A 24,791-nucleotide genomic window follows, 5' to 3' on the forward strand; every position below is an offset into this window, starting at 1 on the left:
CTTTTTACTTCATAGTTTCTCTATACATATTAAATTCTCCAACAAAAACAGTCTCATTTTCTACCTTACTTGTCACTTGAATAACTGTATTTTTCTTCTCAGTGTCATTAGATAGGACAACTGCTTTTGCAATAACACGATCACCGACTTTTACAGGCTTCACAAATGTAATATTAGATTTTCTAGTTAAGGCCAGTTCGTCATTAATAACAGCTACAGCCAATGAGTTTGCTTGTGCAAAAAGATGATGTCCCCGTGCAATACCGTTCCTTGCAAACACATGGTCCTGCTTAATATCTAATAGTGATATTGCCTGTTTGTCTAAATCTATATCTATAATTTCTCCAATAACCTCATCAATTGGGAGAGACTTTACCTCTTCTTCAAAATTATGAGCTGCAACTGATTTAATCCTCTCACGCAATTCTGGGATGGATAACTCCATTCGATCTAATCGTATGGTTTGCACGCTTACATGAAAAGTTGCCGCCAGGTTTTCGTCTGTTATAAAAGGGTTTTTATCTAGCGTTTCTAGTAAAAGCCTTTGTCTTTCTTTTTTCGTATATTTCAAGCTATTCACCACCATTTTAGCACTTGGTACTAATATCAGTATATAAACAATAAAAAAAGAATGCAAGAAATGATTTAGTTCATCCTTGCATTCTTTTTAATCAATTCTTTCCCCATCTAGTGCTTTAGAGTCAACCAAGGCATTCCGTAGACCTTCCATTTCATCGGAATTCCAAAAGTGCTCAGATTCCAATAAACGCTCGGCATCTATTTTCGCTGTATTTAATGCACGATAATCATGAACTAAATCTGCTATTTTAAACTCAGGTAATCCACTTTGTTTTTTCCCAAAGAAGTCACCAGGTCCTCGTAGCTCTAAATCTTTCTCTGCCAAGACAAAACCATCATTCGTCTCCGTCATGGACATCATTCGTTCTTTCCCTTCTTCTGTCTTAGGATCAGCAAGAAGGATACAGTACGATTGGTGTTCTCCACGCCCAACTCTACCACGTAGTTGGTGTAGCTGCGCTAGTCCAAAGCGCTCTGCATCAAATATAATCATAAAGGATGCATTAGGAACGTTTACTCCGACCTCAACTACCGTTGTCGAGACTAATACTTGAATATGCCCCTCCGTAAAATTCCTCATCACTTCATCTTTTTCGTCAGGATGAAGCCGTCCGTGCATCAAGCCAACCGAGTAATCTTTTCCGAGCTCATAAGACATCATATTATAAACATCCACCGCATTTTGGACGTCTAATTTCTCGGACTCCTCAATTAGAGGGCAAATGATGTAGGCTTGTCTGCCATTAGCCAACTCTTTCTTAAGACGACCTATAAGTTTAGGAAGCTGATCTTCCTTCATCCAATGAGTATCAATGGATTTTCTTCCTGCCGGCATCTGATCAATGACAGAAACATCCATTTCCCCAAAAGCTGTTATGGCTAAGGTGCGCGGAATAGGTGTCGCTGTCATAAAAAGTACATCTGGATTTTCTCCTTTTTCTTTTAAAACTCTTCTTTGAGCCACACCAAAACGATGTTGTTCGTCAGTAATAACTAAACCAAGATTTTTAAATGAAACATCAGGTTGAATCAACGCATGTGTACCTATGAGTAAATCAATATTACCCGCTGCTAAATTTTCTAGCACGATTCTTCTTGCCTTTTGCCTAGTAGAGCCAGTTAATAGCGCTATTCTTACACCAATAGGTGAGAGCCACTCATCTAAGGAAGCTGCATGTTGCTCCGCCAAAATTTCCGTCGGAGCCATCAAAGCACCTTGATAACCTGCCGTTATGACGGCATATAAACAGATTGCAGCAACTACAGTTTTCCCTGAGCCTACATCTCCCTGCAAAAGTCTGTTCATTCGATTAGGTGCTTTCAAGTCACGACAAATCTCATTAACTACTCTCTTTTGTGCATCAGTCAACTCATAAGGTAAGGATTCAATTAGCTTTTTCACTCGTTCATTATCAAAGGAAACGCCATTTCCAACATTTTGTTCTTTGCGTACCTTTTTAATGGCCTGCATTTTCAACTGGAAGTTAAGTAATTCCTCGTAAACAAACCGTCTTCTAGCATTTTTGGAATGTTCAGCATCCAGCGGGAAGTGAATTCCCTCGAGAGCCTCCACCATTTCAGGCAATTTATACATCGAGCGGATAGACTCCGGCAAAGGATCCATGATATCCCCTTTTAACTCATCTAACGCCTGCCGCATAAATCTTCTAAAAACTTTCTGGCTTATGGAGCCTTTTAACGAATAGACAGGTTCAAAATCCTGTTGGTCTGTCTTTGGTCCTACTGAGAACGTCGAAACATTAATAACTTGTCGTCCTCTATCCCATTTACCAGTAACAGTAATGACAGAACCTGGAGTTATTTTAGATTTCAAATAAGCTTGATTGAAAAAAACAGCCTTGATCAAATGCTGGCCTGCCAACAATCGAACCTGCAGTCTGGATTTATTTTTTCCTAAAAAAAGAAGAGAAGGTTCACTTTCGACCCTTCCTTCTACAGTTACTCTCTCATTATGGGCAGTTTCTGCTAGGTTTTTTAATCGAAAATCCTCATGCCTATAAGGAAAGGTCATTACTAAATCATCTAGTGTAACTATTCCTAGTTCCTCTAAGGCTTTAGCTGTTCCTGCACCTACACCCTTTAGAGAAGTAACTAAACTGCTTCTCTTATTTTCCACTGCTGACCACAGCCCCACCAAAGATTTTAGCTTCTAGCCATTTTCCTGTTGGTGTAGCAGCTAAGCCTCCTTGAGCAGTTTCTTTTAATGCTGTTGGCATCGTTTGGCCTATTTTATACATAGCATCGATTACTTCATCACAAGGAATACGACTTGTTACCCCCGCGAGTGCCATATCTGCTGCCACTAAGGAATTAGAGGCTCCCATCGCATTTCTTTTCACACATGGTACTTCTACTAGCCCTGCAACTGGATCGCATACTAATCCAAGCATATTTTTTAAAGTTATAGCAAATGCCTCAGAGCTTTGGGCAGGAGTCCCTCCAGCCATCTCTACTATCGCCGCGGCAGCCATACCAGCCGCTGATCCAACTTCTGCCTGGCAGCCTCCTGCAGCGCCAGATATAGAAGCGTTGTTCGCTACAACAAATCCAAATGCCCCTGCTGTAAATAAATATCTGATCATTTGCTCACGAGTCGGGTTCAGCTTGTTTTTTACCGCAAATAGAGTTCCTGGGACTACTCCTGCCGAGCCCGCTGTAGGTGTAGCACAAATAGTTCCCATCGCCGCATTTACTTCATTCGTAGCTACAGCTTTACTTACAGCATCTAGCATCAGTTCTCCAGAAAGGGAATTCCCCTTTTTCATATAAGCTTGCAAAAGAACAGCGTCTCCACCAGTTAATCCAGAAGTGGAACGAACTCCCTTTAGTCCCTTTTCTACTGCTTCTTCCATAACTGTCAGATTACGATCCATTTGTGACATGATTTCTTCACGAGTGCGTTCTGTAATAAGAATTTCTTGTTCTATCATAATCTCAGATATAAGCTTATTTTCTTTTTCAGCTTTTTCTACTAATTCTCGCACATTGCGAAATAAGACTTCCATCATAACCCTCCTTAATCTACAATTCTCGTAACCTTCGTTATGTTAGGTAGAGTTGTAATTTCATCTAAAATATCTTTACTAACATTTTGATCCACTTCAATTACCATCAATGCCATATTTCCTTTCTCTTTTCGAGAAACTTCCATGTGACCGATATTAATATTGTGCTTAGCTAAACAATTGGCAACGCTTGCAATACATCCCGAACGGTCATTGTGAACAACTAATATCGCAGCCAAGTTGCCTGACAATCTTAACGGAAAACCATTTAGCTCTGTTATTTCTGTTTTCCCGCCACCAATAGAAATACCAACCACCGACATTTCACGTTCGTCGTCTCCTAATACAATTCTAGCTGTATTCGGATGCTCAGTATGTCCTGTCTCGGGTATAAACTCATAGGTTAGACCGACCTTTTCTGCTTCACTAAACGACGTTTTAATACGCTCATCAAAGGTATCATAGTCCAATAAGCCACCGATGATCGCCACATCTGTACCATGGCCTTTATATGTTTCGGCAAAAGAGCCATAAAGATGGATTTTTGCCCAAGTAGGTTGCTTTCCAAATAAATCTCTTGCTACCCTTCCTATTCGTGCTGCTCCAGCAGTATGGGAAGAGGACGGTCCAATCATAACGGGTCCAATAATGTCAAAAACAGACTTAAATTTCATTTGACAGACCTCACTTTCATGTTGATATTTCTATTTTACACTTTTAGGGAACTTTAAACAAAAGTATTGTACGAAAGGATTACAAAGAACTCTGAAATTTCTTGCTAAAAAAAAAGCGTGGGATTTCTCCCACGCGGAGTATTACTAGTTTTATTCTACTGATAAAATATATGGGTACAATGGTTGTTTACCATTATAAAGCTCTACTTCCACATCTTCGAAGGTCTCTTCAATAAACGAAGCAAATTTCCCAGCTTCCTCTTCCGTGACATCTTCTCCGTAAATAACTGTCACAATTTCAGAATCCTCGTCAATCAATTCTGTTGCTAGCTTTGTTGCAGCTTCCACTCTAGATGGCTGTGAAAGTATAATTTTACCTTCAGCTAAAGACATAAAATCATCTTTTTTAATCTCTACACCGTCAATTGACGTATCACGTACAGCAAAAGTAACTTGACCAGTTTTAACGTGAGCAAAAGCATCGGTCATATTCTTTTGGTTTTCTTGAACAGTCGCTTGAGCGTTAAACGCTAAAATCGCTGCCATTCCTTGAGGAATTGTTTTTGTAGGCACTACCGCAGCCTCAATCCCTAGAACCTCTGCAGCTTGTTCAGCAGCCATTACGATGTTTTTGTTATTAGGAAGGATTAGTACACGCTCAGCTCCTACAGACTCAATCGCCTTTACAATGTCTTCAGTAGAAGGATTCATTGTCTGACCACCTTCTATCACTGCTGAAGCTCCAAGACTCTTCAATAATTCAGCGACACCTGTTCCCATTGCAACTGTTACTACTGCATAAGGATGAACTTCTGCTTTCTTAGCAGTATTAGAAGAATGGCCTTCACCTACGATATCTGTATGCTGTTGACGCATATTTTCAATTTTAATTTTAATTAAATCACCATATTGTTGACCATAAGTTAAGACTTCACCTGGTGTTTCAGAATGGATATGAATTTTAGCAATCTCATCATCCGAGATAACTAAAAGTGAGTCACCATATTCGCTTAAATCATTACGGAAGTCATTTTCGATAAAGGCTTTCTTGCCCTCTTCAAAACGGACCATGAACTCTGTACAGAAACCAAATTCAATGTCAGCAGTATCCATATATCCTTGAACACTTTTATGATGCTCAGCACTAACCAAATCGTCCATAGAGGAACTAATTGTTCTCTCAGGAAGAGCTTCTCCCTTTAAGCTTGCAAGGAAACCTTCATAAACAAATACTAAGCCTTGTCCGCCACTATCAACTACGCCTACTTCTTTCAAAACAGGTAATAGATCTGGAGTTCTGTTTAGTGATAGTTTAGACTCTTCTACAACAACTGCCATTAGTTCTGATATATCTGTAATTGTTTCACTAGCTTCCACTGCTTTTTTAGCTGAATCTTTTGCTACAGTTAAAATAGTGCCCTCAACTGGTTTCATAACAGCTTTGTAAGCTGTTTCTACTCCATACTGTAAAGCTTGGGCAAATTGTTTTGCATCTAAGGTTGCATGCTGCTCAATCGACTTTCCAAAGCCTCTAAAAAGTTGCGATAAAATAACTCCAGAGTTTCCTCGAGCACCCATTAGCAAACCTTTGGACAATGCTTGAGCTGTTTTGCCAATATGCTCACTAGTATGAGCAGCTGTCTCTTTAGCCCCTGAAGTCATTGAAAGATTCATGTTTGTGCCTGTATCACCATCGGGTACAGGGAATACGTTTAATGCGTCGACATAGTCAGCGTTTTGGAAAAGATGATGTGCTCCCATCTTGACCATATCCGCAAATTGATTACCATTGATTGATTTCATTGTTTTCTCTCCTTAATCACACGTTTGCCACGCGAACTCCTTGTACGTAAACATTTACGGATTTCACCGACATACCAAGAGATTTATTTAGCGTGTATTTAACTTTAGACTGGACTTGATAAGCGATCTCAGAAATTTTTGTTCCGTAACTTACAACTATATACATATCGATATGTAAATCATCTTTCTCCTGTCTAACAATTACACCTTTTGTAAAGTTCTCTTTTCTTAATATATCTGTTAAACCATCTCTGATTTGATGCTTTGATGCCATACCAACAATTCCATAGCATTCAATCGCTGCTCCGCCTGCAATTTGAGCAATAGTATCTTGTGATATATCAATGTGCCCAAATTCATTTGTTAATTCTATTGACATGTTGAAACCTCCCAAGTCCTTTTTGACTATCCCTTATTGTACTACACCCTTTAAAATTATAAAAGACACGTTTCTATTCGTCTACTTTTTGCAAAAGTGGTTTTTATTTAGCGCTTCCTTTTCAAAAAAAAGATGGTTTGATTTATACATTATACGTTATTTTCTATACAACCTGTAATTATAGCAATAAGGTGCTCTATGACTTGAATAAAAATAATTCAGAATTGCTTTCGAGTATGCTAATGACGGGCATCCATATTGCTCATCAAGCAGAAAGTGAAAATCAGCAATTTCTTCTCCTGCTTTTTTATCTTATTTTTCAAGTAACCTGAAACCTCTTAGTTTCTTAAATTCATTTATGAAGTTATTTTTTAGTAAAATATTTTTCCAGTACAAACGCCATCTGTTACTATAGTAACTATGTAAACCCCGACACTGCAAGTAACTACTGAAGCTAAACTGTTATTTTATAGTGTAAAGGTTTTTTTCTTGATATACTTGCTTATCAAAAGAGTCTGTGGTAAATTATTAAAGTATGTGAAATATCGAACTGAAAATCTTTCAGCTTCTTTTTTAAAGGAGGAAATTATAATGCCAAAAGTATGTGCAATCACTGGGCGTAAAGCTCGTTCTGGTAATGCTCGTTCTCACGCAATGAACGCTACTAAGCGTACATGGGGGGCAAACCTTCAAAAGGTCCGTATTCTTGTAGACGGTAAACCTAAACGCGTATGGGTTTCTGCTAGAGCTTTAAAATCAGGAAAAATTGAGCGCGTATAATCGCTCTCATAATTAATGCCAGGCCGACAAATTGTCGACCTGGCATTATTTCTTTTTAAAACTATTTTTTTTCCTCATCCTTTTTAAAAAGACGAATACAAACCTTCATTAAACTACTAACAGATTTAGGTAATTTAAATGTGTAGACCTTCACACGAATTTCCTCCCTTTTAGTCACTGCTTCTTATCATTAAACATATGCCTGACTTAAAGGAGATAGTACTTGTTCGCTCTACTTGTTCATTACTAGTAAACTTTGCATGGCCATAATTTATTGGTTCTTCTTCCACATTATACAAAAATCCGTCTAGTGTAACGTCTTCCAGTCCTTCACCAAAAGGATAAAAAGATATATATTTGTATTCTTGTTGATCTATTTTATGTGTTCCTGGAAGTAGAAATTGAAGCTTATTTTTATTGTTCTGGATATAAAAGGAGACTTCAGGATGCAATCGTTGAAAGTGGTATACATCATGAAGAGCTGCTTGATAGTGATCCAAACGAGAACCACTTACACCGGTTAAAATAACTTCGTTTGGTTTATATTTCATTGCTTCTAATAAAGCCAAACGCGTATCTGTCTCATCCTTCTCAGAAGGCATTATAGATACATGTGTCACGTGTTTACGTAGTGTATCCAACTCTTTATAACTAATAGAATCAAAATCTCCAATAATCTCAGTTGGAATAATATCAGCATTCAGCAAATGATAGGCACCTCTATCAGCCCCAATAAAGATTGTTTCCTCTTGTAAAAAAGGAAGCTGTCTAAGATCAACAACTTCCTCTACAGGACCACCTGCGCAGATGAAGACACGCTTCATTTTGAAGCCACACTCAATCCTGCAGCTTTTATTCTTTGAAGTGCCTTTCCTTTGTCAGGTGCATTATAAACAGCGGATCCAGCGACTAAAATAGTTGCTCCTGCTTCCACACAAGGAATAATTGTCTCCTCGTTGACTCCTCCATCAATCTCAATTTCAATAGAAAGATTTCTTTCCTGTATAATCTGAGAAAGTTGTTTTACTTTAGGAATAACCGAATGTATAAATTTCTGACCACCAAATCCAGGGTTGACAGTCATAAATAAAACCATATCAACATCCTCTAATACATGCATAATTGATTCGATAGGCGTATGTGGATTTAACACAACTCCTGGCTTCACTCCAAATGAACGAATCAGCTGAATTGTACGGTGAAGATGTGGTGAAGCCTCCACGTGAACTGTTATATAATCAGCTCCAGCTTTAGCAAATGCCTCAATATATTGATCTGCATTTTCAATCATAAGATGTACATCCAATGGAAGGCTAGTAAGTGGTCGCAAAGCCTCTACGACAATCGGTCCCATCGTTATGTTTGGAACAAAATGACCATCCATCACATCTATATGAATAAGCTCAGCTCCAGCTTTTTCTACCTCTAATACTTCTTCCCCAAGTTTTGCAAAATTTGCTGCTAAAATAGAAGGTGCAATCTTTACCATAAGTTAGTACCTCGGCTTTCTATCTACTATTTCTTCATAAAATTGTAAATAATGTTTGTATCGGTATTCTTTAATTTCTCCAAGCTCTACTGCTTTTTTTACAGCGCATTTTGGCTCATTAACATGTAGGCACCCACGGTACTTACATTCGTCCTGTCGTTTTACAAAGTCAGGAAAGCAACTAGAGAGCTCTTCTTTTTCCATTAAATCAAATTCAAAAGAACTAAAACCAGGGGTATCAGCTAGAAGCCCATCACAAACCTCGATTAGTTCTACATGTCTGGTTGTATGCTTCCCACGTCCTAAAGCATCCGATATGACTCCTGTTTTTAAATCTAAGGAAGGGAGAATTGTATTTAATAAAGTAGATTTCCCTACCCCTGATTGTCCTGCTAGTACAGTGGTTTTCCCTTTTAAAATAGGGGTTATTTTATCGTTAAAATCTGGATCATCCTTGTAGGTCATTAATATTTCATAACCAATATTTTCATAATCGTTGATATAATCCTTCATTGTTTGTTCCATCTTAGTATCCATCAAATCACTTTTCGTCAAGCATATGATTGGCTCAATGTAAAAGGATTCTAGCACTACTAGAAAACGGTCTAATAATATCGTATTGAAGTCTGGTTCTTTAATAGAAAAAACTAAAATGGCCTGATCAATATTCGATATCGGTGGACGAACTAAGTTATTTTTTCTTTCGTGGATGACAGTTATAGTACCATCGTTCTCTCCCTCGACTGTATAGTCAACAAAATCACCAACTAGAGGAGATTCGCCTCTATTTCTAAAGACCCCTCTCCCTCTACATTGAATCACTTTACCATTATCATATACATAATAGAAACCACTAAGTGCTTTTCTTATTTGACCATTTGGCATCCTATGCCTCCCTAATCTATATCTTCATATTTTATTGTTTTCTGTTCGAGTACCTCTTGATTTCTTTTAATAAGATATCCGCCAGCCTCGCCTTCCACAATTTCTAGTGAAATCTTTTTCTCTACTGCCGATGTAATTTCAAACTCTTCAACTGGAGGGTCTGTAAATTTATGCGTTTTGTCTTGAATGTAAATTTGAATTATTTGAGGAACAACTTCCTGTTCAGGATTTTCCTCATCTTCTCCTTCTTCCCCTTCACCATCAAGTTCTTGCTCCAAATAAGGAATTGGCACAATTCTTACAAACGTCTTAGTTGGCTTAGCTTTTGGCCCCGAAGAAATCACTACCTGAACCGTACTTCCCTTTGCCACTTTCGAGTTTGGCCCAGGAGATTGTTCTACAACTGCTCCTTTAGGAATTGTATCGTGGTTTACTTCTTTTGTTTTAACGACCTTTAATCCAGAGTTTGTTGCATATTCGTTTAAATTCTTTTCATTGTATTCCCTTAAGTCTCTCAAAGTAATCATTTCTGGCCCAAGACTTACTTGAAAACGGACAACTGTTTCTTCTGGAATTATTTCTTGTCCAGCTTCAGGCTCCTGCTTTAAAATGGTACCCGCCGTTGTAGAAGAGTAGATTTTATCTTCCTCAATTTTAAAGCCTTGTTTTTCAAGCAAAGCTATAACCTGGGTGATATCCTGATTTTCGTAGTCACCCATTACAGAAGTTTCCTTCCCTTGGGATACAATTATATCTACCTCAGTTTCTACGTCACGCATTTTTCCTTCTTCTGGTGTTGTACCTATGACATGATCTTTTTCGACCTCATCATCAAATTCTAAAATTTGTTCTCCAATGATAAAGCCTTCTGACTCAAGTAGCTTTATAGCATCCTCGACTGCTAAGCCAGCTACAGGAGGAACTTCTATCTTGTCCGGTTTAAACAACCCAGGGAAAGCTACGATGATGATTAATGCTAGCAAGATCAGGCCAGCTATTATCCCTGTTATTATTTTCCATTTACTTCTTTTCTTCTTTGGTTTTGTTTGTTCAGGAGGCTTATCCTCCGTTTGTAATTTTTTAGTTTCTGCAACATCTTCAAAAGAAACAGGCTCTTTAATAACCGGAAGAACCTTCGTAGCTCCATCGTCTACAGGAACAACAAATTTTGGTTCATTGGACCTTTCTGGTGACATGGCAGTTGATAAGTCTCTTTCCATTTCCTCTGCAGAACGGTACCTGTTTCTAGGATCTTTTGCAGTTGCCTTTAGGACAACATTTTCTAGGCTTTGTGGTATGACTGGATTGATAGCTCTAACCGATGGAGTTTCCGCCTGTAAATGCTTCAATGCAATGGATACAGCTGACTCTCCTGAAAAAGGAAGCTGTCCAGTTAATAACTCAAACAACACAATTCCTAGCGCATAAATATCCGATTCCCTAGTAGCAGTACCGCCACGGGCTTGTTCTGGAGACAAATAATGCACGGTTCCTAAAACGGAGTTAGTTTGTGTATAGGAAGTCGCACTTAAAGCCATCGCTATGCCGAAATCAGTTATTTTCACATTTTCTTGTTCATCCAATAAAATATTTTGTGGTTTTATATCCCGATGAATAATATGATTATTGTGTGCATTAGAAATAGCCGAAGTTAGCTGCTTCATAATCGTAATTGTTTTAACGGGCGAAACCGGGGCATTATGCTGTATGTATTGTTTTAATGTTTCACCTTTAACATGTTCCATAACTATATAGTGAATATCTTCATCTTCTCCTACGTCGTAGATATTAACTATATTAGGGTGAGTAAGGCTTGTGGCAGAAAGTGCTTCTCGCTGAAAGCGACGACGCAGTTCTTCTTCATTAGAAAAATCATATCGCAAAACCTTAATTGCGACGTCTCTGTCTAAGATCATATCATGTCCCAAATATACGTTGGACATGCCGCCTCCACCAATCATCTCTAGCAACTTATACCTGCCGCTAATTCTTTTGCCGATTAACATCCTTACACCTCCTCATCCTTATTTGTTAACAAGATCAGGGATATATTATCTTCTCCGCCTGACTTATTAGCTTCCTCTACTAATTCATCTCCCATTTCGTAAAGAGATTTCTTTGAGTATAGTAAGTGCTGTATATAGGATTCACTTATTTTGTTACTTAAACCATCTGTGCAAAAAAGAAAATATGAATTCGCTGCAAATTCTACTTCAAAAAAATCAGGGTGAATAGTTCGTTCGGTTCCGACTGCTTTCATAATTGCATTCTTCATAGGGTGTGTTTTTGCTTGTTCTTCATTTATCTCCCCAGAGTCGAGTAAGACATTTACAAAAGAATGGTCTCTTGTAATTTGCCGAACCAAGTTTTGTGTAATTTGATAAACGCGACTGTCCCCAATATGAGCTATAATCCCTTTGCTGTTTTCAAACAAACCTGCAATTAAAGTTGTTCCCATACCCTCACACCCTGTATTAGAGGATGAATGTTGGGCGATTAGTTGGTTAATGGTTTGAAACGTGTACATTAACCAATCTTTTGCTGGAACAACAGAAGGATTGTAAGCATGAAAATACTTTTCGAACTCAGTAATAGCCATCTCACTAGCTACATCTCCAGCATTATGACCACCCATTCCGTCCGCTACAACAGCTAAAATACGACCATCCTCACGTTTAAATACACCTACACGATCCTCATTAATGGTTCTTTTCAAGCCTACATCAGTTTTAACAACGAACCTCATTTATCCCTTCACCTCTTCATAGATAGAGCCCGTTGCAATCAGCTCTTTTTTTGAAAAACTGCCACAAAAAATCCATCACTTCTCAGGTCTTGAGGAAACAGCTGTAACATACCATCCTCTTCTTGTTGCTTTATATTCTTTACAACGTCTGGAAAACTTTTTAGTTCCATATCTGGATGTTTTTCCATAAATAACTTGGCCGTACCTTCATTTTCCTCACGGTCCACTGTACACGTACTATAAACTATTAAACCATTTGGCTTTAAAAGTGTATATGCTTCGTCTAATAATTTTAGTTGTATCGGCTTCAGTGAATCGAAATCCTTTTCACTTTTCGTATATTTAATGTCAGGCTTTCTTTTCATGACCCCTAGACCACTACAAGGAGCATCAACTAAAATACGGTCAAACGTTTGCTCTGGAAATAACTCTGACGCTTGGCGTGCATCTTTTTCAACTGTTTCAATAAAACTAAAGCCTAGTCTTTCAGCATTTTCTTTTACTAATTTCAATTTATGCTGGTGAATATCCATCGCTACAAGCTTTCCAGTATTTTTCATTTTTTCAGCTATATGTGTCGTTTTTCCGCCTGGTGCAGAGCACATGTCTAATACGGTCATTCCTGGTTCTGCTTGAAGAGCATAGGCCGGGATCATAGAGCTTTCGTCTTGAATGGTAACAAAACCTTTTTGAAAAGCTGTCGTTTTAGCTGCTTGGCCATTGAACAAATAAATACACTCTGGAATAACTTCGCTCTTTGCCACGACATATCCTTCTTGAGTCATTAAATGCATAACTTGTTCTACTGTTCGCTTGAATAAATTAACACGTAAAGTAGTCACAGGAGGCTCGTTATTTTCTTTAAGCATTTGCTCAGTTGTTTCAAAACCATATTCGGAAATAAATCGTTTCACCATCCACATTGGGTGACTAGTCTCGATAGAAAGTCTCTCTACCTTGTCTTGAATCTCTTCCGTGGAACGGACGCCTTCTCGAAGGATCGAGCGTAAAATACCATTAATTACACCGGAAATTCCCTTATGTCCTCTTCGCTTAGCAATGTTAACCGCTTCATTTACAGCTGCATGGTCTGGAATTCTCGATAAATAGTGTATTTGATATAAGGACAATCGAAGAAGTTGTCTAACCCAGTCATCCAGCTTACCTTTTATAAAGGGCTGAAGGTAGTAATCTAATGTCATTTTATGTTGAAGCGTTCCATAAGTTAACTCGGTTAATAAGGCTCGATCTTTTGGTTCAATGTCATACTTTTCAATTGTTTGATGTAGCAACAAGTTACTATAAGCTTGTTGTTTTTCAACAGCCATTAGTATAGTTAATGCTGCATCTCTTACATTACCTGTCCATATTTTTTCATTCTTTTTTGTCATTCAAATTTGTCTCCTATTCGCAATTTAGAACCTACGCCTCGCAAATAGTCATTTGCAGACATTTTTTTCTTCCCAGCCGGCTGTATCTCATCAATTCGGATAGCTTCTCCCAAACCAGTTTGAACAACAAAATAATCTGTTTCAATTTTTACGACTGTCCCTGGTAATTCCATTGTATTTGTATCAATCGTGTCTGCTTTCCAAAGCTTCACTGTTTGTCCATCTAATGTGGTATATGCTACAGGCCACGGATGAAGACCACGGATTTGATTGTGAATTTCTATTGCAGACTTAGTCCAATCTACTCTTTCCTGTTCGCGTGAAATATTTCTTGCATAGGTAACTAGAGACTCATCTTGGACAATTCGTTCATTTCTGCCCGTAATGATTAATGGCAATGTTTCCTTTAAAAGGAGAGTTCCTACTTCACTTAGTTTGTTAAACAGAATTCCAGTATCATCTAGATGTGTAATAGGAATTTCACGCTGAGAAATTATATCCCCTGCATCGAGTTTTTCCTCCATATACATAATAGTGACACCTGTTTTTTCTTGTCCATCTATAATTGCTTGGTGTATTGGGGCTCCTCCACGATAGGCTGGAAGTAAGGATGCATGCACATTGATACAACCGTATTTAGGTGCTTCTAGTAATTCTTTCGGTAAAATTTGACCAAAGGCAGCAGTGACAATCAAATCTGGCGCCAGGTTAAGGATTTGATTGAGTTCCTCAGATCCCTTTAGCTTGTTTGGCTGAATGATTGGTAATCCAAGCTCTAAAGCCTCTTCCTTTACCGGAGGAGGAGTTAGCACTTTTTTTCTACCTACTGGTCGATCAGGCTGAGTCACAACAGCACTAATCTCGTAGCCTTCCTCAACTAGCATGCGTAAGATTGGTGCTGAGAAAGCAGGTGTGCCCATGAATACGATAGAAGTCATAGCTCATCCTCCTGTTCATTCTCCAACTCTTCCATATCAACATAACGAATTATTTTAGAGGTAAATAAAATACCGTGCAAATGATCAATTTCATGTAAAATTGCTCTTGCTTCGTAGTCCTCTGCCTCTAACTCATATAAAGAGCCATCACGATCTTGAGCCTCTACCTTCACATAAAATGGACGCTCTACCTCTCCATAAATGTCAGGAAAACTTAGGCATCCTTCCACTTCCACTTCTGATCCGCCTATTTCTACTACTTCGGGATTAATCATTTCAATTACCTCTTGACCTTCTCCTAAGTCTACAATCGCCACTTGGATGGCTTCTCCAACCTGCGGCGCAGCAAGACCGATACCATCTGAAGCAATCATTGTGTCATACATATCGTCTAATAGCTTACCAAGTTTCTCATCAAATGCATGAACTTCTTTACATTTTTGGGTTAATACTTCATTAGGGTGTGTAACGATTGATCGAATTGCCATTTCTAAATTCCTCTTTTCAAACAGCCTATAAAATAGTGGAGGGATCTAAGTCTACTGTAAGTATAACCCCTTTTTTTATCCACTCCGTACGGTAAATTTTAATCAGTTGCTGTAGTTTTTCTATTAATAGTGGTTCTTGTTTGTATTTTATCAAACATTGGTAGCGATATCTATTTTGTATCTTGCTAATTGCGCTTGCAGTCGGCCCTATTACCATACTCGTGCTCGATAGATTACCTCGTAACCAATCGGTAGCAAGCTTCGCGTATTCTGCTGCAAGAAGAACATTTTCATGCGTAACTTGCACTAATGTCACGTAATAGAATGGTGGATATTCATATTGCTTACGCATAATCATTTCATTATGATAGAAGGGCTCGTACAGTTGGTCCTTAGAGTACTCTATCGCATAGTGCTCAGGGGTATACGTTTGGATGAATACAATACCTTCCTTATCGTGTCTTCCTGCTCGACCACTTACCTGTGTCATTAGCTGAAATGTTTTTTCAGCAGCTCTAAAATCCGCAAGGTGGAGAGTAGTATCGGCATTCAAGACACCTACCAAAGTGATATTAGGAAAGTCCAGTCCTTTTGCTATCATCTGTGTTCCTAATAGAATGTCTGCCTCGCCATCTCCAAACTGTTTCAGAATGCGTTCATGCGATCCCTTCGTTCTAGTAGTATCAACATCCATTCGTAAAACTCTGGCATAAGGAAAAAATTTAGTAATTTCCTCTTCTACCTTTTGCGTACCTGTGCCAAAAAAACGGATATGTTCACTCTGACATTCCGGACACTGATGAGGCACTGGCTCCTCATGTCCGCAATAATGACATTTTAATCGTTCGCCTTCTCGGTGATACGTTAAAGAAATATCACACTGGTCGCATTCTACAACTGTTCCACAATCTCTACAAAGAACAAAAGAAGAGAAACCTCTCTTATTTAAAAAGAGTACAATTTGTTCTTTCTTTTCTAGTTTTTCTCGAATGGCATCTGCTAAAGGAACACTAAACATAGAACGGTTCCCACTTTTTAGCTCCGCACGCATATCCACTATATTGACGGTTGGTAAAGCTTGCTCTTTTGCCCTCATTGTTAAAGTTAGTAAAGTGTATACCCCTTTTGATGCACGTGCATAGGATTCTAAGGAGGGGGTGGCACTGCCTAAAATAACCGGGCATTTATGATACTCACTTCTCCAAATTGCAACATCTCTGGCATGGTAGCGCGGTGTATCCTCTTGCTTATAGGAGGACTCATGTTCCTCATCTAAAATAATGACACCTAAATCCTTAAATGGAGCAAATACTGCTGATCTAGCTCCAACAACAACCATTACTTCACCACGCCAAATTTTACGCCACTCATCAAACTTCTCGCCGGTTGATAGGCCACTATGCATTACTGCCACCTGGTCCCCGAAGCGCAGCTTGAAACGTCGTGTCATTTGGGGTGTCAATGAAATCTCAGGTACCAGCATTATTGCTTGTTTTCCTTCTGCTATAGATTTTTCTATTGCATGAAGATAGATTTCTGTTTTACCGCTGCCTGTTATACCGTGCAATAAAAAGGTAGTGTTTTCTCTATTATTTTGAGCATTTGTAATTTTAGATAATGCAGCCTTCTGTTCATTAGTTAGCTGTACTCGGTTATCACGATCTTGATAGTCAAGTGAAGTAATCTCCCGATACACCTCTTCTTGCTCTTTCACTAATATCTTTTTATTAATAAGTGCATGAACAGTAGCATTACTAACAGCGGCAGTCTGAATTATTTCTTGCATAGTGAAAGAGTTTTGTTCTTGTGCTAGAAGCCACTCAATCAATTCTTTTTGTTTTACTGCTTGTTTGGTGAGTTTATTTAGTTGATCTATTATAAATTCTTTATCTTCAACCAGCGTATATTTAGTAACTGTTTTAACTCTTGTTTGCTGCTTAATAATATTTTCGAGCAATAGACTACCTTCTGTTAAATGCCTTTTCATCACACGTAGCATTCCTGCTTTTTCAAAAGCTTCATAAGGAAGAACTTCTTTCTTTCCAAAAAGCGCTAGAATCTCTTCTTCTAATTGGGTAGAGTCAACTATCTTAATATTTTTTTTATAGGATGCTCGTAAGGCAGCTGGAAGCATTACTTGAAGAGCGTCAATTTCATAGCAGAGAGTTTTCTTTGTCATCCATTTAGACAACTCTAGCAATTCTTCCGTAATAACCGGCTCAACATCTATAATCGATAGAACTTCCTTAAGTTTTGTTCGATCTATATCTGTTTCTCCTTTGATATTGGTAATAAACCCTTGCACTTTTCGATTACCGAAAGGAACATGAACCCGGCTACCTCGTTCTACTAAGTCTTCCAAATGTTCAGGTACTACATAATCAAACGGGCGGTCAATCGGATATGCAGCTACATCAACAATAACCTCTACAATCATAGAGTCTCATCTTTCTCTAGCTCGATTATCATGCGGAATAACTGAAGGGCTAGCTCCTTCTTACTGGTTTGTGGAAAGTGAATATCGATATCATTCTTTCCAACAAGAGTTACGGCATTCGTTTCTGTCCCAAAACCAGAACCCTCTTCTGTCACATCATTAGCTATTATATAATCTGCATTTTTCTTTTTTAACTTACCTTTTGCATAATGCACAACATCATTAGTTTCAGCTGCAAAGCCAACTAATATTTGACTTGTTTTACGTTTTCCCAACTCTGATAATATGTCCGTAGTTTTTTCCAAAGCGATTGTAACTTCCCCCTCTTTTTTCTTCATCTTTTGAGGGTGTATTTCTTTCGCCTTATAATCCGCTACTGCTGCTGTTTTCACTACTATAGAGGCTGTTTCAAAATGATCAAGGACTGCAAGAAACATATCCTCTGTGCTTTCGACGTTTACTAGCTTTACATTTTGAGGAGCATCTATTGCAACTGGACCTGAAATGAGAATAGTCTCTGCTCCTAATTTAGAAGCAGCCTCTGCCATAGCATATCCCATTTTACCGCTCGAAAAATTAGTTAAAAATCGAACAGGATCTAGCTTTTCTCTTGTAGGACCTGCAGTTACGACTACCTTTTTCCCTTTTAGAGGTAAGTCTTTCGGAGAAAAATGTGTTTCGACTAACTCTACAATTTTTTCTGGTTCTTCCAATCTTCCCTTTCCAACGTAACCACATGCTAAAAAGCCTTCAGATGGCTCGATAAATGAATATCCGTCTTTTGAAAGCTGTTCAATATTCCGTTTTACTGCTGGATGGTCGTACATATGTACATTCATAGCAGGCGCAATCCAGACATCTGCTGTTGTTGCTAAAAGAGTAGTGGTAACCATATTGTCCGCTATCCCATTAGCAAGCTTGGCAATAGTATTAGCTGTTGCAGGAGCAACGAGCACCAAATCCGCCCAATCTGCTAAATCTATGTGTGCAATAACCTGCGAATTTTTTTCATCAAACGTGTCATAGTATACATCATTTCTTGACATCGCTTGAAAACTTAATGGTGTCACAAATTCCATAGCGGATGGTGTCATCATTACCTTCACTTCTGCGCCAGCCTGCGTTAGCTTACTTACTAGCGCAACTGCTTTATAAACTGCAATCCCGCCTGTCACACAAACAAGAATTTTCTTAGAAGTTATCATTTATTAATCCCCTCTCTAAACAACAACCTCCCAAAGAACAGATACATTCTTTGGGAGGTGTCTTTTCATCCGATTCGCCTTGGCGTTTACTCCTAAGGTATCCGTTGAGGCATTTAACTATTACTTTAGCTGATGTCTAACGCAAGCTAAATAGAGTTACTTATACTTCATCCTCGTATACAGCATTTTCGTTAGTGGATTCGATTTTAAGCTCTCCAGCAGCTACTTCCTCAAGTGCTTTACCAACTTGCTTCGCTGAAACGTAAATACCTAGGCGCTCTCCGCCTTCTTCTTGTAACTGGCGTGCTCTTTTAGAAGCAACGCTTACTAATGAATACTTTGAATCGATTTGGTTTTTTAATGAATCTACTGATGGATATAACATTTTAAAATTCCCCTTCCAACATGGCTAAATATCTTTTTTCCACACGTTCACGGCGGCAATGCTCCGCAGCTACAATTGCATTAATCTTTGCGCAAGCTTTTGTAACTTCATCATTTTCTACAACATAATCATATAAGTGCATCATTTCTAGTTCCTGCCTAGCAGCTAGTATACGGGAGTTGATGACATCCTCTGTCTCCGTCCCTCTACCTATCAATCGTTGCTCGAGCTCGCTTAAACTAGGAGGCGCAAGGAAAATAAATAAGGCATTTGGAGCTTTTTCGCGTACTAAAGCAGCTCCTTGAACTTCAATTTCTAAAAAAACGTCTCGACCGGAGTCTAACGTTTCATTCACATAGTCAATTGGAGTACCGTAGTAGTTTCCTACATAAGATGCATACTCTAACAATTTACCTTGCTCGATCAAGGCTTCAAACTCTTCCTTCTTTTTAAAGAAATAATCCACACCATCTACTTCACCCTCGCGTGGGAGCCTTGTAGTCATGGATATGGAGTACTCATAGTTCGTTCCCGGTTCAGAGAACAACTCTTTTCTTACAGTTCCTTTACCCACTCCGGATGGACCTGATAAAACGATTAATATCCCTTTTTCTCTTCGCATAACTTCTCCTTCAATTACATGCTATCTCCGAATACTAACTTTAATACATACTTTACTGATTATAACACAAGTCCTCTATAAAATGATAAGATTAAAAGAAAAGCAAGGACTTGTTTATTACTTTAGCTATATTAACAATTTTTAGATTTTAACGTTTGAGATAGTTTTGCTTAAAGATATACAAGTTTAAGCTATAATTGAGTTCTCATGATAGAGAAACTAATCGGTGAGAGGATAAACTCGCCTATGCAGGTAGTTTTTTAGTCCACTCTTCTTATTCCAATTGTAAAAAAATCATATTCTCTGCATTTTTACCAAACTAACATAGTTTAATCAATTTTAAATGAATATAAAAAACTGTTTTGAAAGAGGAATTATTATGGCTTTTGATGGATTATTTACCATTTCAATGAAAACTGAATTACAACAAATTGTAACAGGTCGTATTTCTAAAATACACCAACCAAATGCACAAGAAATACTTATGCAAATACGAGCTCAAGGGAAAAACTTTAAACTATTGTTTTCTGTACATCCTTCTTATTCTCGAATACAACTCACTCATGAATCGATCGATAACCCAGCTACTCCTCCACTGTTTTGTATGGTACTTCGCAAGCATCTAGAGGGCGGAATCATTACTGCGGTTCGCCAACATGAAACGGATCGAATTATTATACTAGAAGTACTAAGCAAAAATGAAATCGGGGATGATATTACCCGCGAGGTTCACATGGAAATAATGGGCCGTCATAGTAACCTGTTATTAGTAGACCCTAGCAGAAACTTGATCCTAGAAAGCATTAAACACTTATCTCCTTCGATGAATAGCTATCGAACCATTTTGCCTGGTCAGCCCTATATTGCACCACCTACACAGAACAAGCTGAACCCACTAGTATATTCCGAGGATTTAACAAATGTGATTTTCAATACATCAGACCCTAAAGAAATAGTAGAGAAGATTTCAGGGTTTTCTCCACTTCATGCGAAGGAATTGATATATCGCATGAACGAAATTATTAATACTGAAAAGCTTGATGTTTATAAATCCTATATAAGTGAATTTATGCAAGGTGGGACTTCAAAGCAAATCGTAGAGGTAAACGGAAAAACTTATTATTCACCTAATGCTTTAAATCATATAGATGGCACTAAGTTTGATGAACAAAATTTAGGCAGCTTGTTAGACCGTGTTTATTTTGCCAAAGCTGAACGTGATCGAGTGAAGCAGCAAGCCGGCGATTTAGAACGATGGCTACAAAACGAACTAAATAAGCTAAAGTTAAAAATGAAAAAATTAAAAAAGGATTTCGAACAGGCTGAAAAGCTAGATACATTCCAATTGTACGGAGAATTGCTAATGGCAAATGCATATGCAATTGATAAAGGTTTGTCAGAAGTGGAATTAGTTAACTATTATGATGAAAATGAAAAAACGGTTGTCATTCCATTAAATGATAGAAAGACAGCCACCCAAAACGCTCAAAGTTACTACAACCGCTATACAAAAGCAAAAACTGCCTTATTAAAGATTGAACAGCAGCTAGAAATAACCCAAGATGACATCGCCTATTTTGAGCTATTGCAACAACAAGTTATGCAGGCATCTCCTACTGACATCGAGGAGATTCGAGAAGAGTTAATGGAGCAAGGCTTGCTGAAAATGCGCGCTTCGAAAAAGAAGAAAAAGCCTGTAAAACCAACACCTGAAAAGTATATTGCCTCTGACGGCACAGAAATTTCAGTTGGTAAGAACAACAAGCAAAATGATTATGTGACATTTAAGCTAGCGAAGAAAACGGATACTTGGCTGCATACGAAGGATATACCTGGTTCTCATGTTGTTATACATTCAGATAACCCATCTAAAACAGCCCTATCAGAAGCAGCAAACCTGGCAGCTTATTTTAGTAAAGCCCGTGAATCTTCTTCGGTGCCAGTTGACTATACAGTAGTCAAACAAGTGAAAAAGCCAAATGGATCGAAGCCTGGCTTTGTCATTTACTTCGAACAAACTACTTTGTTCGTTACACCAGATGAAGAAAAAATTAGACATATGAAAAAATAAACAAAGTGACTGGTAGGATAACTCTATCAGTCGCAGACTGTAGACAAATTCAAAGAAATTGGAGATTGTCTACAGTTTTTTCTATTTACCATACATACTAAGAAATCATCGATTTCCGCTATAGGCGCTACGCTTTCCACGGGCACGGCCTCAGCCTTCTCCCTCGCTGCGCTCAGTCCGGGTGCTTCGGCTCGTGCTGTTCCCGTAGGAGTCTTCGCACCTTCCGCTCCAATCGACTTGTATCGGCTACTAGAATAGGGTGTCCTTATACATTTCCCATTATTCTGAGGCGATGATAACCATGATGACGAGCAATCAAATGAATGAGCGTGAACAACTTGTACCTAAGGACCACCTGATCCGCAAGCTGGATGCTGCCATTAATTTTAACTTTATTTATCCATTAGTAGAACATCTATACTCTGCTGTTGGCCGACCAAGCATCGACCCTGTCGTACTGTCACAAATGACATTTATTCAATATACATTCGGAATCCGTTCCATGCGTCAAACGATTAAAGAAATCGAAAGGAATATGGAGTATCGTTGGTTTTTAGGATTCGGATATCTTTGAACAGATTTTCTACCGCATCTTCAACACTCAAAGGGAAGTCGCATACCATTCCTTTGAAAATGACAAAATGCCTCGAGAGATGAAACACTCGAGACATTTTGTCTTCACTATGTGACTGGTAGGATAACTCTATCAGTCGCTTTTTTGTCTTGAAAACTATTCCTTTTAAATTTTTGCAAATATTTAAAATAAGTAGTAAATTGGTAGAAATATATTTTTTAAAACCAGGAGGTTAAATGAATGACATTTAGCACAGCAGATTTATGTGATGAATATTCAGGCGAGATCCAAGTCCTAGGTTCTGAATTTAAATCCTACGGTAAAAAAACTAGCTTTTCTGGTCCCATTTGTACTGTTAAAGTTTTTGAAGATAATATTTTAATAAATCAAGCATTAGAAGACATTCCAGTGGGAAGCGTTCTAGTCGTGGACGGTGGAGGATCTAAAAAGTGCGCCCTAATGGGAGACCGTTTAGCTGGAATAGCCGAAAATAGAAACCTTTCCGGGATTGTGATTAATGGATGCGTGAGAGATTCAAAGGAACTAACTGAGCTTAACATAGCCATTCTAGCCCTTGGAAGTAATCCTTTAAAAAGTAAAAAAGAAGGAACAGGTGAAGTGGATATACCACTGTTTTTCTTAGGCATCGATTGGCATCCAGGAGATTATTTATATGCAGACGAAGACGGAATCGTAATTGCAAAAAGAAAATTGGTAAACTAAAAGTTTGCGTGCGTAAATTTCGCACGTTTTTCTTTTGAAGTCATATCTTTCTTTTTCTTTTGCATATAATTTTATGATGAATCGAAAGAAGTGGAGGAAGTGCATGGATGTTTTTGTAAGACAAGGAGATTCCCTCTATTACTTTAGTCAGTTGTTTGATATTCCCCTACAACTAATTCTCGATTCCAACCAGAATATATCCCCCCAAAACCTTTTCATTGGACAACAAATTCAAATACCAGGATATGTAGGATTAGCTTATCAAATTAGAAGAGGAGAATCACTTTGGGCTATTGCACAGAGTAGAAAAATATCAGTAGAGGGTATTCTTTTAGCTAACCCAAATATTACCCCAACCTCATTACAAGTCGGACAAACGATTAAAATCCCTTTGAGAATTACTTGGAGAGTAGTCACCGGTAAAAGAAATTATGATTACAATTCCTTAGTCATTGATATTCGACGCCTTCAAACCGTGTATCCATTTTTAAAAATTTCTTCTATTGGCAACTCTGTTATGGGCAAAGAACTCCAGGAAATAGTAGTTGGGAATGGAAACAAGCGAGTCCATTTTGATGGTTCCTTTCATGCCAACGAATGGATTACAACTCCTATCATCATGACCTTCTTAGATGACTATTTACTTTCACTGACTAATAGGAACACCATTAGAGGAATTCAAACTACACCTTTGTACGAACAAACTTTTCTTTCCATAGTGCCCATGGTTAATCCAGACGGAGTGGATTTAGTAATTAATGGTCCACCATCCGACGAGCCTTATCGAAGTAATGTGATTGAATGGAATAAGGGAAGTACTAACTTTTCAGGGTGGAAGGCCAATATAAACGGGGTAGATTTAAATGATCAATTTCCTGCGTTATGGGAGCTAGAAAGAGATCGGAATCCTAAATCTCCAGGACCAAGAGATTATGGCGGGGAAGCTCCATTAACACAGCCCGAAGCTATCGCAATGGCCGATTTAACGAGAAGAAGAGATTTCGCTCGAGTACTCCCTTTTCATACCCAGGGTCAAGTCATTTACTGGGGATTTGAAAATCTTCAGCCTCCCGAAAATGAAGTTCTAGCCATACAATTCGGTGAAGCGAGCGGCTACATTCCAATAGAAACTACCAATAGCTACGCGGGCTATAAGGACTGGTTTATCCAAGACTGGAGAAGACCTGGTTTTACTATCGAACTAGGCATTGGTACGAACCCCCTACCACTAACCCAATTTGATGAAATTTATGAAGATGCATTAGGCATTTTTCTTGCAGCATTGTATTTGTGAGGAGCAACATAAGAGGATTGGACATAACTCTCCTTAAAACAACATGCAGTTGGCTTCCTTTACGAATACGCTTTCCACTGGGGCGCGACTTCAATCTTCTCGTCGCTTTGCTCCTGTGGGGCTTTTGCGTTCCCTTGTTCCCATACGTGTCGCCGTCTCCTCTCCAAACGATAAGAATGGAGAGACGTACTACAAGAAATCAGTGTCTTTTCAAAGAAATAAAACCGTGAAATCATGTTGCAGATTTCACGGTTTTTTAATTTAATAGTTATGTCCTAGCTTATTAAAACTAAGCTAGGTTA

Annotated in this window: 23 protein-coding genes and 1 pseudogene; 5 read left to right on the forward strand and 19 right to left on the reverse strand. The window is 38.4% G+C overall.

Translation table 11 applies throughout. The annotated features are described in order from the left end of the window. Positions 1-4: 4 nt before the first annotated feature. The 6 genes from fapR to Q0371_RS14795 all read right to left on the reverse strand — a co-directional run bounded on the left by fapR (position 5) and on the right by Q0371_RS14795 (position 6,461). The gene (fapR, locus tag Q0371_RS14770) at positions 5-571 is read right to left on the reverse strand and encodes a transcription factor FapR (RefSeq protein ID WP_298472327.1); all 567 of its coding nucleotides are present in this window, start codon (positions 569-571) and stop codon (positions 5-7) included. A gap of 96 nt (positions 572-667) precedes the next feature. After that, positions 668-2,716, reverse strand: a complete 2,049-nt coding sequence (gene recG, locus Q0371_RS14775; RefSeq protein WP_298472329.1) for an ATP-dependent DNA helicase RecG — start codon at positions 2,714-2,716, stop codon at positions 668-670. After that, on the reverse strand, positions 2,706-3,605 hold the full coding sequence (sdaAA, locus tag Q0371_RS14780) for an L-serine ammonia-lyase, iron-sulfur-dependent, subunit alpha (protein ID WP_169358562.1): 900 nt from the start codon (positions 3,603-3,605) through the stop codon (positions 2,706-2,708). Before sdaAA ends, recG begins: the two co-directional genes overlap by 11 nt. Before the next feature lie 11 nt (positions 3,606-3,616). Continuing rightward, entirely contained in the window at positions 3,617-4,279 is a 663-nt protein-coding gene (sdaAB, locus tag Q0371_RS14785; protein WP_298472331.1) for an L-serine ammonia-lyase, iron-sulfur-dependent subunit beta, read from the reverse strand. 150 nt (positions 4,280-4,429) lie between these two features. Continuing rightward, the gene (locus Q0371_RS14790; RefSeq protein ID WP_251552922.1) at positions 4,430-6,082 is read right to left on the reverse strand and encodes a DAK2 domain-containing protein; all 1,653 of its coding nucleotides are present in this window, start codon (positions 6,080-6,082) and stop codon (positions 4,430-4,432) included. A gap of 16 nt (positions 6,083-6,098) precedes the next feature. Next, positions 6,099-6,461, reverse strand: coding sequence for an Asp23/Gls24 family envelope stress response protein (locus Q0371_RS14795; RefSeq protein WP_169358559.1), 363 nt, complete (start codon positions 6,459-6,461; stop codon positions 6,099-6,101). A gap of 591 nt (positions 6,462-7,052) precedes the next feature. On the opposite strand from Q0371_RS14795, the gene rpmB reads away from it, so the two are divergent. Beyond that, positions 7,053-7,241, forward strand: a complete 189-nt coding sequence (rpmB, locus tag Q0371_RS14800; protein WP_142605779.1) for a 50S ribosomal protein L28 — start codon at positions 7,053-7,055, stop codon at positions 7,239-7,241. 61 nt (positions 7,242-7,302) lie between these two features. On the opposite strand, the gene spoVM is transcribed toward rpmB, so the two are convergent. The 13 genes from spoVM to gmk form a co-directional block, all read right to left on the reverse strand. Beyond that, the gene (gene spoVM / locus Q0371_RS19225; RefSeq protein ID WP_353056450.1) at positions 7,303-7,419 is read right to left on the reverse strand and encodes a stage V sporulation protein SpoVM; all 117 of its coding nucleotides are present in this window, start codon (positions 7,417-7,419) and stop codon (positions 7,303-7,305) included. Next, positions 7,412-8,065: a thiamine diphosphokinase gene (locus Q0371_RS14805; RefSeq protein ID WP_298472337.1), complete on the reverse strand. Its 654-nt coding sequence runs from the start codon at positions 8,063-8,065 to the stop codon at positions 7,412-7,414. The genes spoVM and Q0371_RS14805 overlap by 8 nt, the downstream gene beginning before the upstream one ends. Further along, positions 8,062-8,730, reverse strand: a complete 669-nt coding sequence (rpe, locus tag Q0371_RS14810) for a ribulose-phosphate 3-epimerase (protein WP_298472339.1) — start codon at positions 8,728-8,730, stop codon at positions 8,062-8,064. The genes Q0371_RS14805 and rpe overlap by 4 nt, the downstream gene beginning before the upstream one ends. Positions 8,731-8,733: 3 nt before the next feature. Beyond that, entirely contained in the window at positions 8,734-9,615 is an 882-nt protein-coding gene (gene rsgA / locus Q0371_RS14815; protein ID WP_169358555.1) for a ribosome small subunit-dependent GTPase A, read from the reverse strand. 11 nt (positions 9,616-9,626) lie between these two features. Continuing rightward, positions 9,627-11,621 (reverse strand): Stk1 family PASTA domain-containing Ser/Thr kinase, encoded by a 1,995-nt coding sequence (gene pknB, locus Q0371_RS14820; protein ID WP_169358554.1) that lies wholly within the window; start codon positions 11,619-11,621, stop codon positions 9,627-9,629. Between the two features lie 2 nt (positions 11,622-11,623). After that, a complete protein-coding gene (locus Q0371_RS14825; protein ID WP_169358553.1) occupies positions 11,624-12,361 on the reverse strand; it encodes a Stp1/IreP family PP2C-type Ser/Thr phosphatase in 738 nt (245 codons plus the stop codon). A 38-nt stretch (positions 12,362-12,399) separates the two neighbouring features. Then, the gene (gene rsmB, locus Q0371_RS14830) at positions 12,400-13,752 is read right to left on the reverse strand and encodes a 16S rRNA (cytosine(967)-C(5))-methyltransferase RsmB (RefSeq protein ID WP_169358552.1); all 1,353 of its coding nucleotides are present in this window, start codon (positions 13,750-13,752) and stop codon (positions 12,400-12,402) included. Further along, on the reverse strand, positions 13,749-14,690 hold the full coding sequence (gene fmt, locus Q0371_RS14835) for a methionyl-tRNA formyltransferase (protein ID WP_298472344.1): 942 nt from the start codon (positions 14,688-14,690) through the stop codon (positions 13,749-13,751). Before fmt ends, rsmB begins: the two co-directional genes overlap by 4 nt. Then, complete coding sequence (gene def / locus Q0371_RS14840; RefSeq protein ID WP_298472346.1) at positions 14,687-15,178, reverse strand: peptide deformylase; 492 nt, start codon at positions 15,176-15,178, stop codon at positions 14,687-14,689. The genes fmt and def overlap by 4 nt, the downstream gene beginning before the upstream one ends. A gap of 25 nt (positions 15,179-15,203) precedes the next feature. Further along, entirely contained in the window at positions 15,204-17,615 is a 2,412-nt protein-coding gene (gene priA / locus Q0371_RS14845; protein WP_298472348.1) for a primosomal protein N', read from the reverse strand. Beyond that, the gene (gene coaBC / locus Q0371_RS14850) at positions 17,612-18,820 is read right to left on the reverse strand and encodes a bifunctional phosphopantothenoylcysteine decarboxylase/phosphopantothenate--cysteine ligase CoaBC (RefSeq protein ID WP_298472350.1); all 1,209 of its coding nucleotides are present in this window, start codon (positions 18,818-18,820) and stop codon (positions 17,612-17,614) included. Before coaBC ends, priA begins: the two co-directional genes overlap by 4 nt. Before the next feature lie 160 nt (positions 18,821-18,980). Beyond that, positions 18,981-19,205 carry a DNA-directed RNA polymerase subunit omega gene (gene rpoZ / locus Q0371_RS14855; RefSeq protein WP_169358547.1) on the reverse strand — a complete coding sequence of 75 codons (225 nt, stop codon included), beginning with the start codon at positions 19,203-19,205 and terminating at the stop codon, positions 18,981-18,983. Position 19,206: 1 nt separating this feature from the next. Continuing rightward, positions 19,207-19,827 carry a guanylate kinase gene (gene gmk / locus Q0371_RS14860; RefSeq protein WP_169358546.1) on the reverse strand — a complete coding sequence of 207 codons (621 nt, stop codon included), beginning with the start codon at positions 19,825-19,827 and terminating at the stop codon, positions 19,207-19,209. A gap of 379 nt (positions 19,828-20,206) precedes the next feature. Here gmk and Q0371_RS14865 point away from each other — a divergent pair, with 379 nt between their 5' ends. The 4 genes and pseudogenes from Q0371_RS14865 to Q0371_RS14880 all read left to right on the forward strand — a co-directional run bounded on the left by Q0371_RS14865 (position 20,207) and on the right by Q0371_RS14880 (position 24,489). Then, positions 20,207-21,898, forward strand: coding sequence for an NFACT RNA binding domain-containing protein (locus tag Q0371_RS14865; RefSeq protein WP_298472352.1), 1,692 nt, complete (start codon positions 20,207-20,209; stop codon positions 21,896-21,898). A gap of 301 nt (positions 21,899-22,199) precedes the next feature. After that, a pseudogene (locus tag Q0371_RS14870) lies at positions 22,200-22,466 on the forward strand (transposase); the annotation flags it as partial. Between the two features lie 246 nt (positions 22,467-22,712). After that, positions 22,713-23,195 carry a ribonuclease E activity regulator RraA gene (gene rraA / locus Q0371_RS14875; protein WP_298472353.1) on the forward strand — a complete coding sequence of 161 codons (483 nt, stop codon included), beginning with the start codon at positions 22,713-22,715 and terminating at the stop codon, positions 23,193-23,195. Between the two features lie 103 nt (positions 23,196-23,298). Then, positions 23,299-24,489 (forward strand): M14 family metallopeptidase, encoded by a 1,191-nt coding sequence (locus Q0371_RS14880; RefSeq protein ID WP_298472355.1) that lies wholly within the window; start codon positions 23,299-23,301, stop codon positions 24,487-24,489. Positions 24,490-24,791 lie beyond the last annotated feature (302 nt).

Origin of the sequence: uncultured Psychrobacillus sp., assembly GCF_938022135.1 — a bacterium.
GTDB lineage: Bacteria > Bacillota > Bacilli > Bacillales_A > Planococcaceae > Psychrobacillus.

What these genes read in the sequence shown, in the direction of transcription:
- sdaAA (WP_169358562.1), bottom strand. Translation starts at nt 3,605, where the DNA reads ATGGAAGTCTTATTTCGCAATGTGCGAGAATTAGTAGAAAAAGCTGAA.
- sdaAB (WP_298472331.1), bottom strand. Translation starts at nt 4,279, where the DNA reads ATGAAATTTAAGTCTGTTTTTGACATTATTGGACCCGTTATGATTGGA.
- coaBC (WP_298472350.1), bottom strand. Translation starts at nt 18,820, where the DNA reads ATGATAACTTCTAAGAAAATTCTTGTTTGTGTGACAGGCGGGATTGCA.
- Q0371_RS14805 (WP_298472337.1), bottom strand. Translation starts at nt 8,065, where the DNA reads ATGAAGCGTGTCTTCATCTGCGCAGGTGGTCCTGTAGAGGAAGTTGTT.
- gmk (WP_169358546.1), bottom strand. Translation starts at nt 19,827, where the DNA reads ATGCGAAGAGAAAAAGGGATATTAATCGTTTTATCAGGTCCATCCGGA.
- Q0371_RS14880 (WP_298472355.1), top strand. Translation starts at nt 23,299, where the DNA reads ATGGATGTTTTTGTAAGACAAGGAGATTCCCTCTATTACTTTAGTCAG.
- rsmB (WP_169358552.1), bottom strand. Translation starts at nt 13,752, where the DNA reads ATGACAAAAAAGAATGAAAAAATATGGACAGGTAATGTAAGAGATGCA.
- rpoZ (WP_169358547.1), bottom strand. Translation starts at nt 19,205, where the DNA reads ATGTTATATCCATCAGTAGATTCATTAAAAAACCAAATCGATTCAAAG.
- rpe (WP_298472339.1), bottom strand. Translation starts at nt 8,730, where the DNA reads ATGGTAAAGATTGCACCTTCTATTTTAGCAGCAAATTTTGCAAAACTT.
- def (WP_298472346.1), bottom strand. Translation starts at nt 15,178, where the DNA reads ATGGCAATTCGATCAATCGTTACACACCCTAATGAAGTATTAACCCAA.
- Q0371_RS14825 (WP_169358553.1), bottom strand. Translation starts at nt 12,361, where the DNA reads ATGAGGTTCGTTGTTAAAACTGATGTAGGCTTGAAAAGAACCATTAAT.
- Q0371_RS14795 (WP_169358559.1), bottom strand. Translation starts at nt 6,461, where the DNA reads ATGTCAATAGAATTAACAAATGAATTTGGGCACATTGATATATCACAA.
- Q0371_RS14790 (WP_251552922.1), bottom strand. Translation starts at nt 6,082, where the DNA reads ATGAAATCAATCAATGGTAATCAATTTGCGGATATGGTCAAGATGGGA.
- rpmB (WP_142605779.1), top strand. Translation starts at nt 7,053, where the DNA reads ATGCCAAAAGTATGTGCAATCACTGGGCGTAAAGCTCGTTCTGGTAAT.
- rsgA (WP_169358555.1), bottom strand. Translation starts at nt 9,615, where the DNA reads ATGCCAAATGGTCAAATAAGAAAAGCACTTAGTGGTTTCTATTATGTA.
- Q0371_RS14865 (WP_298472352.1), top strand. Translation starts at nt 20,207, where the DNA reads ATGGCTTTTGATGGATTATTTACCATTTCAATGAAAACTGAATTACAA.
- rraA (WP_298472353.1), top strand. Translation starts at nt 22,713, where the DNA reads ATGACATTTAGCACAGCAGATTTATGTGATGAATATTCAGGCGAGATC.
- fmt (WP_298472344.1), bottom strand. Translation starts at nt 14,690, where the DNA reads ATGACTTCTATCGTATTCATGGGCACACCTGCTTTCTCAGCACCAATC.
- priA (WP_298472348.1), bottom strand. Translation starts at nt 17,615, where the DNA reads ATGATTGTAGAGGTTATTGTTGATGTAGCTGCATATCCGATTGACCGC.
- pknB (WP_169358554.1), bottom strand. Translation starts at nt 11,621, where the DNA reads ATGTTAATCGGCAAAAGAATTAGCGGCAGGTATAAGTTGCTAGAGATG.